The following is a 13,474-nucleotide window of genomic DNA, read 5'->3' as shown; positions in this document are numbered from 1 at the left end:
AATCAGGACTTCACTTTCTTATCCACGATTGGATTTTGTTTGAACGTGATGGTTTTCGCCTGCTGCAGCTGGACATAGATGTCGTGACTGATGTAGTCGAGCTGCATGAGTTCTTCTTCTGTCGTCGGCCCCGGATATTTCCGGCGGTTCAGTCTGCCGTAGCGCAGCTTGTTGTACAGCCCCCAGAAATAGAGTGCGCCGAAGATGAAGAGGGTGTAGTAGAGCAGGGACAAGCTGAAGCTGATGATGTCCTTGTTCTTTAAGTTCAGTATGATCTTGACGATGTTGACGATATCGACCGGCAGGTTGAAGAATGCTGCGACAAAGAAAGTGACGGCGTACAGTACGTAGAACCAGAGCAGGATGGATAGGATGAACAGCACGGTTTCGATGACCGGGTTTTTCTTCGTTCTGACGATTAAGTCGTTTCTTCTCTGTTTCCTCTGTCGGGACTTGACCATACTGCATAACCTCCTTTGATTCGAGACTTGATCGCTTTAGGGAACGCGACGACCGCGATGGCCGCATTGACGATCCAGTAGATGAACGGATACCATGCCACCCAGAAGTACATGGCGGAGACGTTGTCATACTTCGCATCGATGATGAGCGACACGACCAGCTGGATGACAGCGACGATGGTCAGTGTGAACGCTGAGAACGTGAGGAGCAGTATTAAGTCCTGCAGTGACTTGACCTGAAAGAGCATGTAGTAGATGCTGAGCAGAAACAGTGAGTAGCTCCAGAATATGCTGACCCACTGCTCGATGTAGATCGGCCATAGTCTGCGGTATTTCCAGCTCTTTAAGACGCCCCAGTGGCGGAAGATGACTTCCTGACCGCCCTGTGCCCAGCGGACGCGCTGCTTCCAGTAGCCGCCGAGCTTCTCCGGCACAAGCATCCAGCACAGTGCCTGCGGTTCGTAGCGGATATCCCAGAACCGCTCGTGGAACTTCCATGACACGGAGATGTCTTCTGTGATCATATCGACGTCCCACAGTCCGACGTCGACGAGCGCTTTCTTACGGAAGGCGACGATCACCCCTGACACGGTCATGATCTTGCCGATGATGCGCTGCGTGCGTTTGATGGAGCCGATGATGGAGGCGTACTCTACGACTTGTAGTTTACCGAGCAGCGTGTCACGGTTACGGATGCGCGGGTTGCCGGTGACAGCAGCCACGCGTTCTCCTTTATGGAAGAAATGTTTGATGAGATGGTACGGTGCATCGTTGTCGATGATCGCATCTGAGTCGACGCAGAGCAGATATTCTCCGTGTGAGGCGAACAGGCCGAGCCTGAGTGCGTTCGCTTTCCCGCGGTTCTCCTGATTGTCGATGGCGCGTACAATGTCGTACGTCGCAGCGAGCTCGTTGATCAGCTGAGCTGTGTTGTCTTTTGAGCCGTCGTTGATGCAGATGATCTCTTTCTTCGGATAGTCGAGCTTGATCAAGTTCTCGACTGTTTCCCGCACAGTGTCCTGCTCGTTGTAGCAGGGCACAAGGATGCTGATGAGCGGCCAGTCGATATCGGTCGGGATGGCATCAGATGCCGCTCCTTCCCGGCGCAGGAAGTAGATCGTGGAACCTGCGAGCCAGACAATGGCCATCAGCAGCGGATAGAGAAAGACGAAGCTTGACCAGCCGCTGATAAGTGTAGTAATCATGTAAGTGCTCCTTATGTGGTTGATTTGACAGGCTGTGACTCGTTGCCGTGCCGTGTTCTTTTCTGTTCATACATGGCTTCGTCCGCCTTCGCAAGGAGCGCATCCAGTGTCGTGCCGTCTGCACCGTATTCACTGCAGCCGTAGCTGATGCCGGTATAGAGCACGTGCTCCGTCACTGCGAAGGGCAGCTTGAACAGATTGTCGAGCTTTAATGTGGCCGGGAAATAAGGATTGCTGTAGTCAGAGGAGGTGATGATGACAAACTCATCGCCCGCCAGTCTGAATAACTGTTCACCGTCAGCAAGTGAGCCGGTGATCCGCTGGCAGATGCTTGCGAGCAGCTCATCTCCTGTCACATGGCCGTATGTGTCATTGATTGCTTTGAAGCGGTCAATGTCAAACAGGCAGATGTAATGATGCTGGTCAGCGTGGTTACGGGAAAGCTCGTCAAAGTGACGGTACAGTGCTCTTCTGTTTGGAATGCTTGTGACTTTGTCCAGATAAATGTCAGTCTGCAGGCTGCTCAACTTCTCAGTCATTTCCGCGTTGAACAGACGCAGGCGGAAATGCGAGTTTTTCGCCGGCTCCTCAGAGAAACTGCCGTTTTTCACTTCATCCAGTGCATATTTCATATTATTACTGAGCAGGCGGATGGCGATCATGCAGGACGTATAAAGCAGCAGTGTGACGATAACAGTGAGCAGCAGCAGTGTTCCCGGTACATTATGCGTATTCATATGGATCAGCACATTCGCACCGACGAAAGAGGCGCTGATCAGCAAGCTGAAAATAAAGCAGGAGACAGCGAGCACTAAAGTATAATCGAATTGTTTCATAATAAAATCCTTTCATGCGACGGCTGACAGCCGCTGGATAAGCATTGAGCAGAAATATTAAATCTTACACAACCATTTTAGCAGCAATATAGTGCTGACGCTGTAACTTATAAGTTCTTGTTTACCACTTACGGCCTGCTGCTAAACAATGCCGGTTCGCGGGGTGAACTCAGTGAGCGTCGTGCGTTCCATCCCGCAGTCAAGGCAGATGTAGAGCGTCCTGTCAGGCAGGACGACGGCCAGCTGCTGGTGAGGACATGTGGCTTTATCATGCAGAAATTCCCCCTGTGTTAAATGAGCGATTTCGTCAGGCGTCAGTTCTTTCATAATCATCCTCCTTTTAGAGCAATTATAACTAAACTCCCGGCAGCTGTTAACATAAATGCCTGTCCAGGCAGCATAGTAGCTAGTTTCCCGTATTATCCGCCTTAAGGTGGATGCAATTTTGTAAAGATAAGTGTACAATATTGCTGAGGTGGAGAGATGAAGAAAAGAAAAGGCTGTTTTATTCCGTTAATTATTTTAAGTTTAGTGATCATTGCCGGCGCCGGCTTTCTCGGTTATTCCTATTTCAAGGTGAAAGGCACAGCGGATTCTATCCATAAGCCGATCGAGAACCGGAAGAAATCGGAGCTGCGGGACAGCGCCGTTGCAATCGACAGGAAAGACCCGATATCAGTCGCTCTGTTCGGTGTCGATTCCAATGTCACGCGTCTTGCGACAGGAGACGCAGGCCGCAGTGACACGATCATGCTCTTAAGCATCAACCCGAGCACGAAGAAGACGGTGATGGTGTCAATACCGCGCGATACGTACAGCACGATGGTCGGTAAAGGGACGCAGGAAAAAATCGCCCATGCCTATGCATACGGCGGCGCTGCAATGGCAGTCAAATCGGTCGAGCAGCTGATGGGTGTGCCGATTGATTACTACGCAACGATCAACATGGACGGCATGAAAGACATGATCGATAATGTCGGCGGCGTTAAAGTCGTCAGCAACGCGACGTTCACAGTGCGTAACTATCAGTTTGTGGAAGGCCAGGCTATGAAGATGGACGGCAATACGGCGATGGCATTTATCAGAAGCCGGAAAGAAGACGGGTCAGGCGGAGACTTCGGCCGTCAGGAACGTCAGCAGCTGGTCGTGCAGGCATTGGCGAAGAAAGTGCTCAGCGTCGGTTCCGTAAGCAAGCTTGACGGCATGCTGAAGACGATATCAGGCAACGTCGTGACGGACTTGTCATTCAATGAGCTGGAGAGTCTCGGCACAAGCTACACAGCGGCACTGGATCACGTGGAGAAGCACCAGCTGGAAGGTACCGGCCAGACATTGGACGACGGCCTGTGGTACTTCATGGCAGACGAAAAGAACAAGCAGCACATTAAAGCGTTATATATGAAGAACTTGAATAAATGAAAGAAGCTCCGGCCGTCTGGCCGGAGCTTTAAATCATTTTTCTGACGGTGAGCTGGTAGATGATGTTGATGAGCATCGCACTCACCGCGATGATGCAGAGCGCGAAGTGCTGCGACTGCCCTGTCGCATAGCCGTACAGTGTGATGACGAGCATCGCAGCCGGCAGCAGAATGTTGGTCAGCTTGAAAGCATTGTAGAGGCCGGTGAAGATGACGAGCATCTCTTCTTTGTTCAGTGACTGGATGAGCCGGTCATCAAAGTCCGGCTCAAAGCTGTTCGGCAGCTCGCGTTCCGGGTACAGTGTGTTGATCAGGCTGTAGCCGTAATAGCGGATGACGACGGCGAACAGCAAGACGATGACACTTGTCACGGCTAACCAGACGGGCGCATGATTGAGCGTGACGAGTAAAATGGAGCCGAGCGCGAAATAAAAGGCGATGATGAGGGCGATGTTCATCAGCGAGAACTTTTTGAACGACTGACGGTCCTGCTCAGCGTGCGCGAGTGACGGGTCATTATCGACTTTGTAGGCGAGGCGGCTGTAGACGAGACCGATGAGTCCGGCGATGACGGCCGCGCTGATGACGAAGATAATGTAGTTGTCCGTCAGCAGCAGCAAGGCGACAGCACTTTTCCATAAGTCGATAGTGAAGAGCATGACAGCGAGGATAATGACAAGCACAGCAGGGATGATATATTTATTAAACATAGGACACTCCTTTTTTAATGTATTATACCCCGAAATTGTGGGTAAAGACATATTGTGTCAGCATTCATTATAATATAGGAGGAATTTCTACATGGAAAAAGCTAAAAAAGAAACAAAGGCCACTTCAAAGAAAGTCACTAAAGCACCGAAAGAGCGGCAAGAGTCACCGGTTATTGATGTCTTGAATCAGCAGGTCGCGAACTTCACAGTGATGTACACGAAGCTGCATAACTATCACTGGTATGTGAAAGGTCCTAACTTTTTCTCGCTGCATGTGAAATTCGAGGAGCTCTATACAGAAGTCGGTCAGTATCTGGATATGACAGCTGAACGTGTGCTTGCGATCAACGGTCATCCGGTTGCCACGCTGAAAGAATGTCTGGAGCAGTCAATCGTCAAAGAAGCCGGTAAGCATTTGACGGCTGAAGAGATGGTCAAAGACTTGTCCAATGACTTGCAGCAGCTGATCGAGCAGCTGAAAGAAGGACAGAATACAGCTGAGGAAGCAAAAGACGAAATGTCAGCTGACATGATCTTAGAGATGATCACGCAGTTCGAGAAACATAACTGGATGCTTGCTTCTTACTTAGGGAAATAATAGCAGCTGAATAATATGACATGGGCCGTATTCCTGGGATGCGGCCCATATCACGTTTTTGCTGCTTCGCCGTGGCATCCACTTTAGTATGATTATTACCGCTGGATAATGTATAATTGACATGATTATAAAGGAGGAATTTTTTTATGGAATTAGCTAAATATATTGATCACACCTTATTGAAACCAGAAGCAACGACCGCGCAGATTGACACACTTGTCTCTGAGGCGAAGGAGCACGGCTTTATGAGCGTCTGTGTCAACCCGACGCACGTCAAGCGCTGTGCGGAAGCGCTGGCAGGGACTGACGTCTTAGTCTGCACGGTCATCGGCTTCCCGTTAGGCGCAGCGACATCTGCTGTGAAGGCATTCGAAACGAAGGATGCGATCCAGAATGGTGCCGGCGAGGTCGATATGGTCATCAACATCGGCGCCCTGAAAGAAGGTAACGACGCGCTTGTCCTTGAAGACATTCAAGCAGTGGTTGCGGCAGCAGGCGGTGTGACGACGAAAGTCATCATCGAGACAAGTCTGCTCAATGACGACGAAAAACGCCGTGCATCACGTCTTGCGAAAGAAGCGGGCGCAACGTTCGTCAAGACATCAACGGGTTTCTCTACAGGCGGCGCGACTGTTGAAGACGTGAAGCTGATGCGCGAGACAGTGGGCCCGGACATGGGTGTTAAAGCATCGGGCGGCGTCCGTTCGACTGACGACGTCAATGCGATGATCGAAGCGGGTGCGACGCGTATCGGCGCGAGCGCGGGCGTGCAAATTCTGCAGGGGCAGACAACAGACGGGAACTACTAACCGTCTGCTTTTTTATCTGAATAAGGGGAGGTCATATCATGAGAATGGTGGACATTATTGCGAAGAAACGCGACGGCGGCGAACTGTCGCAAGAAGAGATTGAATTCTTCATCACAGGTTATACAAACGGAGAGATTCCGGATTACCAGGCGTCTGCTCTTGCGATGGCGATTTATTTTCAGGATATGAATGATGACGAGCGCGCGAGCTTGACGATGGCGATGGTGGAAAGCGGGGACCAGATTGACTTGTCAGCAATCGACGGCATTAAAGTCGACAAGCACTCCACAGGCGGCGTCGGCGATACGACGACACTTGTGCTGGCACCACTCGTTGCAGCGCTCGGTGTTCCAGTCGCCAAGATGAGTGGACGCGGACTGGGTCATACAGGTGGCACAATTGACAAGCTGGAAACGGTGGAAGGGTTCCACGTGGAAATTACAGAGGACGAGTTCACGCGTCTTGTGAACGAGCATAAAGTGGCAGTCATCGGTCAGTCAGGCAATTTGACGCCGGCTGACAAGAAGCTGTACGCACTGCGCGATGTGACAGGGACGGTCAACAGCATCCCGCTGATCGCCTCAAGCATTATGAGCAAGAAGATTGCAGCAGGCGCAGACGCAATCGTGCTTGATGTCAAGACAGGTGCCGGCGCATTCATGAAGACCGACGAAGATGCAGAACGTCTGGCGCGTGCTATGGTGAAGATCGGCAACAACGTCGGCCGCCGGACGATGGCGATCATCTCTGATATGAGTCAGCCGCTCGGGTTTGCGATCGGTAATGCGCTGGAAGTGCAGGAAGCGATTGAGACACTGCGCGGCGAAGGGCCGGAAGATTTGACGGAGCTCGTGCTCACGCTCGGCAGCCAGATGGTCGTGCTCGGCGGCAAGGCTGACAACTTGGATGCAGCGCGTGTGAAGCTCCAGCAAGTCATTGCCAACGGAGCCGCACTTGAGAAGTTCCGCGACTTTTTAGTGAACCAGGGTGGTGACGGCAGTGTCGTGGATGATGTGTCGAAGTTACCGCAGGCAGCTTACACGATTGAAGTGCCGGCGCAAGCAGGCGGGGTCGTCAGCCGCATCGTTGCAGACGAAATCGGCGTGGCGTCCATGCTACTAGGTGCGGGCCGTGCGACGAAAGAAGATACGATAGATCTTGCGGTCGGCTTGATGCTCCGCAAAAAAGTCGGCGACAAAGTAGAAGCAGGCGAGTCACTTGTGACAATTTATGCGAACCGCGAAGACGTGGCAGACGTCAAACAGAAAATCTATGACAATATCGAGATCAGCGCGCATGCTGACGCACCGACGTTGATTCATACGATTATCACAGAGTAGGAGTGGTTATTATGACTAAAGCATTTAACAGAATCCATCTAATCGTCATGGACTCCGTCGGCATCGGTGAGGCACCGGATGCGGCTGACTTCGGCGATACTGGCAGCCATACGTTGAGAAACACACTGGCAGGCTTCGGTGAATCACTGCCGAACTTGCAGCAGCTCGGACTCGGTAACATTGAAGCGCTGCCGGGCGTCGCAGCCGTCGATAAGCTGGAAGCCTTCTATACGAAGCTCAGCGAATCGTCTGTCGGCAAAGATACGATGACCGGCCACTGGGAGATCATGGGGCTGAATATTGACAAGCCGTTCAACGTCTATCCGGACGGTTTCCCGGACGAACTGGTGGCAGCCATCGAAGAACTGTCAGGGCGGAAAGTCGTCGCGAACAAGCCGGCGTCAGGCACAGAGATTATTGAGGAATATGGCAGGCATCAAATGGAGACCGGTGACCTGATTGTCTACACTTCTGCTGACCCGGTGCTGCAGATTGCGGCACATGAAGATATCATTCCGCTGGATGAACTGTATGACATCTGCGAGAAAGTCCGCGAGCTGACGAAAGACCCGAAATATTTGATCGGCCGCATTATCGCCCGGCCGTATGTCGGTGAGCCGGGCAACTTCAAGCGGACAGCGCACCGCCATGACTACGCGCTGAAACCGTTCGGCCGTACAGTGATGAATGAGCTGAAAGATAACGGCTTTGACGTCATCGCCATCGGTAAGATCAATGATATTTATGACGGCGAGGGCGTGACAGAAGCGATCCGCACGCAGGACAACATGGACGGCATGGACAAGCTGATTGAAGTGGTCGGCCGTGACTTTGAAGGCTTGAGCTTCCTGAACTTAGTGGACTTCGATGCATTGTACGGTCACCGCCGCGACAAAGCAGGCTATGCGAATGCCATTAAAGCATTCGACGACCGGTTAGGCGAACTCATTCCGAAGCTCCGTGAAGATGACCTGGTCATCATTACGGCGGACCACGGGAACGACCCGACCGCACCAGGCACTGACCACACGCGTGAATATGTGCCGCTCCTGATGTTCAGTCCGAAAGTGAAGGATTACCATAAGCTTGCCGGCCACGACACATTCGCGTCAATCGGTGCGACGATCGCTGATAACTTTGGTGTACCGCTGCCTGAGTTCGGCCGCAGCTATTTAGGTGACATGAATGTTTAGGCGGCTGCTGTACGGCACGGTTTATACGGTGGCCGGCGTGCTGCATTTCACACGGGAGGAGAACTTCCGTAAGATTGTGCCGAAAGTATTGCCGTGCCGCAAGTTCATCGTCCAGGCGTCCGGCGTCATGGAAGTGCTGTTCGGCTTGAGCCTGCTGTTAAGAAAGCCGGGCCCGAAGACAAAGCGGCTGCTGCAGCTGTTTTTAGTCGCAGTCTTTCCGGCGAACGTCTATATGGCGGCGAACAATATCGACCTGAACGGCAGAAAGCTGCCATGGTGGGCGCTGTGGGGCAGACTGCCGCTGCAGGGATGGCTGATTAAAGAGATGGATAAGTTGTAGAAGAGAGTCGATGACGACTCTCTTTTTTCTGCGGCGCGAAAAAAGCGAATTTTGATGAAAAGTGTGATTTTCGTGAAAATCTGCAGCTTGTGAGCGTGATTTCTTCAAAAGCTGCCAGATTTTCTTGAAAAACTGCAGCGGCGCGAAAAAACGTCATTCACGTAGACGTGTTATTATAGTGGCGGAGGTGAGCTGTTGCTACTGAAAAGCTATAGTAAAAGTCATGAATTTGTCTATCTTGAAGCGCTGGAAAAACGGGTGACGCTGGTCGATGAAGATTACCGGCAGTTAATGAAGCACCGGTCAGGACTGGACGGGGAGAAGCAGTTTTTCAAGCTGCTTGAATCGCTCGATAGTGTTGTCATCTGGGATCTGCTGCTGGAAGCGGAAGACTACGCGCAGTATGATTTCATCGTGATTGCGGGCGGTCATGTGCTGCTCTTTGATGTCAAGAATAACGGCGGGATTTATCAGTATGACCAGGGGAATATGATCGGCAGAAACGCACGCATTATTAAAGATTACCGGCCGCAGCTGGAACGCGCCCGCTACATGCTCGACAAAGTGCTGCAGGACAGCGGCATCACAGCGAAAATAACGAGCCGGATTGTCTTTATCAACGAAACATTCCGCCTTGTCGGGTTTGACGGTGATGCGCGGGTCGTATTTCCGGCGCAGTGCCCGCAGATTGTCGATTATTTAAACACATTGGAAGTGACACCGCGCGACATCGCCATCGGAAAAACACTCGTCGCGAAGCACGCTGGCCATTATCCGTACAGTAACAGGAAGACTACTGATTATGAGTGTGTTGATTCACGGCTGCGATGTATGGACTGCCGGCAGCTGTTTACGCCAGTGCTGTATCAGCAGTACGTGGACTGCAGCTGCGGTCATTCAATGAAGCGGGAAGCGGTGATGATGGCCAACCTGCATGAACTGATGCTGATTAAGAACGACTCGTTTACGATTGCAGAAGCGATGGACTGGACGATGAGTTCCAGAACGACCGTCAAGCGGTTTCTAAGGAAACATGCGATTAAAATGGGCAATAACCGGTCGACAAAATACAAGTTGAAGCCGTTTGAAGGCCAAAATTCAGATGGAGTCCGCTGAAAAGAGTGAGAAGTGGCCTTCAGGAGTGGTTTGAAGGCCAAAATTCAGATGGAGTCCGCTGAAAAGAGTGAGAAGTGGCCTTCAGGAGTGGTTTGAAGGCCAAAATTCAGGCGATGACCGCTGAAAAGAGTGAGAAGTGGCCTTCAGGAGCCGTTTGAAGGCCAAAATTCAGGCGGTGACCGCTGAAAAGAGTGAGAAGTGGCCTTCAGCAATTAGCTGAAGGCCACTTTTTGTTCTCCTGTTAAGGAGTTATCCTTCGATTTGACGCTGGATGGCTCTCAACGTATGGAGCCAGTCGACGATATCGTCGAAGTTGTCAGTATGATGAGTATAGCAGTAGTCTATGAAGCAGGTCGCATCATCGACTGCACAATGATGATGGAAGTCACTGATGAGTTCTGCCCGGTAGCGTTTCAGCTCTTCCGCTGTGATCAGCTCAGCTTCAGCAGTGTAACGAGCAAGCGCATCTTCTCTGCCATATGTCTCAATGAGCTGCAGCCGTTCTTTTCTGTTGAACATGACATCATCTCCGTATTCACATCATACTAAGAAACGGTCGGCCATGCGGTTAATTTTCAGTTAAGTAATTGTAAATAAAGTAAATACGTGACGACATTCAGCCTTAGCTGTTAGAGGAAACTTTTTTAGGTGGGACATGCATTACAGCACAGTAAAAGGGTATACTAGTATTATTCTATAGACGAAAGGGGTTCAACTATGGGCTGCCCATATCATTATGAAGAACCGGTCCGTCGCCCTGGCAAATCCAGATACACTCTTGGAGTACTGCTTGGTGCGCTGGCAATCGGAGCAACAGTTATAGCATTAACAAAGAAATCATCCAGTGAGGGGGCTGACGCGCCTAAGCTGTTCGAAAAACAGAAGACACCGAACCAGTATATCGGTCAGGAGTTCTACATGCCGCATTTTATGCTGAAAAACTTCCATGTGACACCGAATGAGACGGGCGTATCAGTGCGCATCGACTATACGATTGATGATATACTGTACAACCATCTGATGCATAACACACCGCACTACACATTCAGATTCACACTGCCTGAAGAATACAGACAGTCATTTGAAGGTGACGGGACGGCGGAAGTGATCGGTGACTTAGTCTACGGCACAGGCGACCGTAAAGACTATGCCGTGATATTCGACTTCAAGCAGCGTGAAGACGCTGATAAGAACACTGCCGCGAAATTGAATGAAAGAACCGGGAAATACAAACTCGACATCGTAGATAACCAGCTGAAAGTGTTGAATAACTTTGATGATGTGTATGGCGCGGTGAATATCATCCGCTTCTAAATATTAAAAAAGCAGTAGCACTGCTTTTTTATTTAGAATAATTTTAGACAAATAAACTGCGGTGTCTGGAATGACTTTTTAGGACCACAGCTTGACAGCAATGATGAAAATCTTTATACACTGCAGCTCGATCTGCAAGTTTTCAAAGAACGAAGCACGACCCGATAGAACTATTTGATGGCAGGGTGGCTGATGGTGCTGCTGCCGGTCATCGTTCTGTTCTTTATGCTCTACAAATACTTCATCCAAGGTTCCAACATTACCGGACAGAGTTCGGTCGATAAATAAAATCCCGCTAATAACAGCGGGATTTTTTTGTTATTATATGAAAAGTGGCCTTCAGAAGCCGTTTGAAGGCCAAAATTCCAGAAAAATGAGTGAAATCAGTGAGAAGTGGCCTTCAAGAGCCGTTTGAAGGCCAAAATTCCGGAATAATCACCATAATCAGCAAAAAAGTGGCCTTCAAATTAACGCTCTGTTTGAAGGCCACTACTCTCAATAATTAATCCTGATAAATGATAGACCATTTGTCTTTATGAGCTAACATGTCTGTCGCGAGTGCTTGTGCGCCTGCCAGGCTGTGGCTTGCTGCCCAGCCGCACTGCACTTCGTTGCAGGCCGGCACGGCTGTTGCTGTCAGCACGTCGTTCAATGTCTGCCCTAAAATGACAAGGACGTCATCGTAGTCCGCATGGTTGATGAGCGATAAGTAGAAGCCGGTCTGGCAGCCCATCGGTGAGATGTCGACGACTTTGTCGGTATGATTACGGATGTTTTCTGCCATTAAGTGTTCCAGTGAATGAAGCGCCGGCATCTCCATATGTTCTTTGTTCGGCTGCTTGAAACGGATGTCATATTTATGGATGACATCGCCGTGCTGTCCTTCTTTAATGCCTGCTAGGCGGACAAATGGTGCCGCGACTTTTGTGTGATCAAGGTTGAAACTTTCCACATTCATTTTCTGCATGTTGACACTCCTTATTGAATGGCTTTAAAGCCTTGTTTTAAGTCTTCCAGTAAGTCTTCACTATCTTCAATACCCACTGAGATACGGACTAATCCATCTGTAATACCTAGTTCAAGGCGACGTTCACGTGGAATAGAAGCATGCGTCATCTGGCTCGGTACTGAGATCAAGCTTTCGACGGCGCCGAGAGATTCTGCCAGCGTAAAGTACTCAAGCGAGCGGACGAGCAGTTCTGCTTGTTCTTTAGAACCGACGTCAAAGGCGATCATTCCACCGAAACCGGTCGCCTGGCGTTTCTGTACAGCAAGCTGCGCCGCACCGAGCTGACTTGGATGGAAGACAGCTGTCACTTGACTGTTGCTGTTCAGATAATCGACGATTTCAAGCGTCGTTTTCTCCGTCTGCTCCATACGCAGAGCGAGCGTTTTAATGCCGCGGATCAACAGAAAGCTGTCCTGTGGTCCGAGCACGCCGCCGACTGAGTTCTGGATGAACCCTAACTGCTCCGCAATCGCGGCATCTTTTGTGACAAGCAGACCTGCGACAACGTCACTGTGACCGCCGATATATTTAGTCGCTGAGTGCAGCACGATGTCTGCCCCGAGGTCAAGCGGATTCTGGAAGTAGGGTGTCATAAATGTATTGTCGACGACAGAGATCAAGCCGTGCGCGCTTGCGATGGCGGCCATGCGTTCAATATTTGTGACGTTCAGCAGCGGGTTAGTCGGTGTCTCGATGTAGAGCATCTTTGTGTTCTCTGTAATCGCTGCTGTCACTGCTGCTTCGTCCGTCGTATCGACAAACGTTGATTTGACACCGATACGGTCGAATACTTTCGTGAATACGCGGTATGTACCGCCGTAGACATCAGAACCGACGACGATATGGTCGCCGGCATTCAGCATCATGATGACCGCTGATACAGCTGCCATCCCTGAACCGAAGGCAAAGCCGTCAGTGCCGTGCTCGAGGTCTGCGATGAGTGACTCAAGTGCGGACCGCGTCGGATTTTTTGTCCGTGAATATTCATAGCCCTGACGGAGTCCGCCGATTCCGTCCTGCTTGTACGTGCTTGTCTGGTAGATAGGCGTGGAGACTGCCCCGGTAAATTCATCGGTCGTACGGCCGCCGTGAATCATCATTGTTTTCTTTTTCATTATAACGCTC

At 50.6% G+C, this 13,474-nt stretch carries 16 protein-coding genes; 8 read left to right on the top strand and 8 right to left on the bottom strand.

The features are described from left to right. Nucleotides 1–2 precede the first annotated feature (2 nt). The 4 genes from KFV11_RS10260 to KFV11_RS10245 form a co-directional block, all read right to left on the bottom strand. Nucleotides 3–461 (bottom strand): hypothetical protein, encoded by a 459-nt coding sequence (locus KFV11_RS10260; RefSeq protein WP_254249864.1) that lies wholly within the window; start codon nucleotides 459–461, stop codon nucleotides 3–5. Next, nucleotides 419–1,666 (bottom strand): poly-beta-1,6-N-acetyl-D-glucosamine synthase, encoded by a 1,248-nt coding sequence (gene pgaC, locus KFV11_RS10255; RefSeq protein WP_254249863.1) that lies wholly within the window; start codon nucleotides 1,664–1,666, stop codon nucleotides 419–421. Before pgaC ends, KFV11_RS10260 begins: the two co-directional genes overlap by 43 nt. Before the next feature lie 11 nt (nucleotides 1,667–1,677). Beyond that, a complete protein-coding gene (locus KFV11_RS10250; protein ID WP_254249862.1) occupies nucleotides 1,678–2,502 on the bottom strand; it encodes a GGDEF domain-containing protein in 825 nt (274 codons plus the stop codon). 141 nt (nucleotides 2,503–2,643) lie between these two features. After that, on the bottom strand, nucleotides 2,644–2,829 hold the full coding sequence (locus tag KFV11_RS10245) for a hypothetical protein (protein WP_149459191.1): 186 nt from the start codon (nucleotides 2,827–2,829) through the stop codon (nucleotides 2,644–2,646). Nucleotides 2,830–2,985: 156 nt separating this feature from the next. Here KFV11_RS10245 and KFV11_RS10240 point away from each other — a divergent pair, with 156 nt between their 5' ends. Beyond that, nucleotides 2,986–3,921 (top strand): LCP family glycopolymer transferase, encoded by a 936-nt coding sequence (locus KFV11_RS10240; RefSeq protein ID WP_254249861.1) that lies wholly within the window; start codon nucleotides 2,986–2,988, stop codon nucleotides 3,919–3,921. 28 nt (nucleotides 3,922–3,949) lie between these two features. Here the strand turns inward: KFV11_RS10240 and KFV11_RS10235 are convergent, their stop codons facing one another. Then, nucleotides 3,950–4,630 carry a hypothetical protein gene (locus tag KFV11_RS10235; protein WP_149459189.1) on the bottom strand — a complete coding sequence of 227 codons (681 nt, stop codon included), beginning with the start codon at nucleotides 4,628–4,630 and terminating at the stop codon, nucleotides 3,950–3,952. Nucleotides 4,631–4,841: 211 nt separating this feature from the next. Between KFV11_RS10235 and KFV11_RS10230 the strand changes: the two genes are divergently transcribed. From KFV11_RS10230 to KFV11_RS10205, 6 genes are all read left to right on the top strand, one after another. Next, entirely contained in the window at nucleotides 4,842–5,228 is a 387-nt protein-coding gene (locus tag KFV11_RS10230; protein ID WP_246143141.1) for a Dps family protein, read from the top strand. A gap of 146 nt (nucleotides 5,229–5,374) precedes the next feature. Beyond that, nucleotides 5,375–6,037, top strand: a complete 663-nt coding sequence (deoC, locus tag KFV11_RS10225; RefSeq protein ID WP_254249860.1) for a deoxyribose-phosphate aldolase — start codon at nucleotides 5,375–5,377, stop codon at nucleotides 6,035–6,037. 38 nt (nucleotides 6,038–6,075) lie between these two features. Further along, nucleotides 6,076–7,377, top strand: a complete 1,302-nt coding sequence (locus tag KFV11_RS10220; protein ID WP_254249859.1) for a pyrimidine-nucleoside phosphorylase — start codon at nucleotides 6,076–6,078, stop codon at nucleotides 7,375–7,377. An 11-nt stretch (nucleotides 7,378–7,388) separates the two neighbouring features. Next, on the top strand, nucleotides 7,389–8,570 hold the full coding sequence (gene deoB, locus KFV11_RS10215; protein ID WP_254249858.1) for a phosphopentomutase: 1,182 nt from the start codon (nucleotides 7,389–7,391) through the stop codon (nucleotides 8,568–8,570). After that, nucleotides 8,563–8,910: a DoxX family protein gene (locus tag KFV11_RS10210; RefSeq protein WP_149459184.1), complete on the top strand. Its 348-nt coding sequence runs from the start codon at nucleotides 8,563–8,565 to the stop codon at nucleotides 8,908–8,910. The genes deoB and KFV11_RS10210 overlap by 8 nt, the downstream gene beginning before the upstream one ends. Nucleotides 8,911–9,105: 195 nt before the next feature. Further along, a complete protein-coding gene (locus KFV11_RS10205; protein ID WP_149459183.1) occupies nucleotides 9,106–10,026 on the top strand; it encodes a nuclease-related domain-containing protein in 921 nt (306 codons plus the stop codon). Nucleotides 10,027–10,275: 249 nt separating this feature from the next. Here the strand turns inward: KFV11_RS10205 and KFV11_RS10200 are convergent, their stop codons facing one another. Beyond that, complete coding sequence (locus KFV11_RS10200; RefSeq protein WP_149459182.1) at nucleotides 10,276–10,545, bottom strand: hypothetical protein; 270 nt, start codon at nucleotides 10,543–10,545, stop codon at nucleotides 10,276–10,278. A 198-nt stretch (nucleotides 10,546–10,743) separates the two neighbouring features. Here KFV11_RS10200 and KFV11_RS10195 point away from each other — a divergent pair, with 198 nt between their 5' ends. Next, a complete protein-coding gene (locus KFV11_RS10195) occupies nucleotides 10,744–11,340 on the top strand; it encodes a hypothetical protein (protein WP_254249857.1) in 597 nt (198 codons plus the stop codon). 502 nt (nucleotides 11,341–11,842) lie between these two features. Here the strand turns inward: KFV11_RS10195 and KFV11_RS10190 are convergent. After that, complete coding sequence (locus KFV11_RS10190; protein ID WP_254249856.1) at nucleotides 11,843–12,307, bottom strand: S-ribosylhomocysteine lyase; 465 nt, start codon at nucleotides 12,305–12,307, stop codon at nucleotides 11,843–11,845. Between the two features lie 11 nt (nucleotides 12,308–12,318). Next, nucleotides 12,319–13,464, bottom strand: coding sequence for a bifunctional cystathionine gamma-lyase/homocysteine desulfhydrase (locus KFV11_RS10185; protein ID WP_254249855.1), 1,146 nt, complete (start codon nucleotides 13,462–13,464; stop codon nucleotides 12,319–12,321). Nucleotides 13,465–13,474: the final 10 nt, after the last annotated feature.

Origin of the sequence: Macrococcus equipercicus, from assembly GCF_024205945.1 — a bacterium.
GTDB classification, from domain to species: domain Bacteria; phylum Bacillota; class Bacilli; order Staphylococcales; family Staphylococcaceae; genus Macrococcus; species Macrococcus equipercicus.
The sequence above is the reverse complement of the archived record's forward strand: the minus strand, read 5'-3'. Positions and strand labels throughout refer to the sequence as shown.

What these genes read in the sequence shown, in the direction of transcription:
- KFV11_RS10245 (WP_149459191.1), bottom strand. Translation starts at nt 2,829, where the DNA reads ATGAAAGAACTGACGCCTGACGAAATCGCTCATTTAACACAGGGGGAA.
- KFV11_RS10195 (WP_254249857.1), top strand. Translation starts at nt 10,744, where the DNA reads ATGGGCTGCCCATATCATTATGAAGAACCGGTCCGTCGCCCTGGCAAA.
- KFV11_RS10235 (WP_149459189.1), bottom strand. Translation starts at nt 4,630, where the DNA reads ATGTTTAATAAATATATCATCCCTGCTGTGCTTGTCATTATCCTCGCT.
- pgaC (WP_254249863.1), bottom strand. Translation starts at nt 1,666, where the DNA reads ATGATTACTACACTTATCAGCGGCTGGTCAAGCTTCGTCTTTCTCTAT.
- KFV11_RS10185 (WP_254249855.1), bottom strand. Translation starts at nt 13,464, where the DNA reads ATGAAAAAGAAAACAATGATGATTCACGGCGGCCGTACGACCGATGAA.
- KFV11_RS10210 (WP_149459184.1), top strand. Translation starts at nt 8,563, where the DNA reads ATGTTTAGGCGGCTGCTGTACGGCACGGTTTATACGGTGGCCGGCGTG.
- KFV11_RS10240 (WP_254249861.1), top strand. Translation starts at nt 2,986, where the DNA reads ATGAAGAAAAGAAAAGGCTGTTTTATTCCGTTAATTATTTTAAGTTTA.
- KFV11_RS10220 (WP_254249859.1), top strand. Translation starts at nt 6,076, where the DNA reads ATGAGAATGGTGGACATTATTGCGAAGAAACGCGACGGCGGCGAACTG.
- KFV11_RS10250 (WP_254249862.1), bottom strand. Translation starts at nt 2,502, where the DNA reads ATGAAACAATTCGATTATACTTTAGTGCTCGCTGTCTCCTGCTTTATT.
- KFV11_RS10260 (WP_254249864.1), bottom strand. Translation starts at nt 461, where the DNA reads ATGGTCAAGTCCCGACAGAGGAAACAGAGAAGAAACGACTTAATCGTC.
- KFV11_RS10230 (WP_246143141.1), top strand. Translation starts at nt 4,842, where the DNA reads ATGTACACGAAGCTGCATAACTATCACTGGTATGTGAAAGGTCCTAAC.
- KFV11_RS10190 (WP_254249856.1), bottom strand. Translation starts at nt 12,307, where the DNA reads ATGCAGAAAATGAATGTGGAAAGTTTCAACCTTGATCACACAAAAGTC.
- deoB (WP_254249858.1), top strand. Translation starts at nt 7,389, where the DNA reads ATGACTAAAGCATTTAACAGAATCCATCTAATCGTCATGGACTCCGTC.
- KFV11_RS10200 (WP_149459182.1), bottom strand. Translation starts at nt 10,545, where the DNA reads ATGTTCAACAGAAAAGAACGGCTGCAGCTCATTGAGACATATGGCAGA.
- deoC (WP_254249860.1), top strand. Translation starts at nt 5,375, where the DNA reads ATGGAATTAGCTAAATATATTGATCACACCTTATTGAAACCAGAAGCA.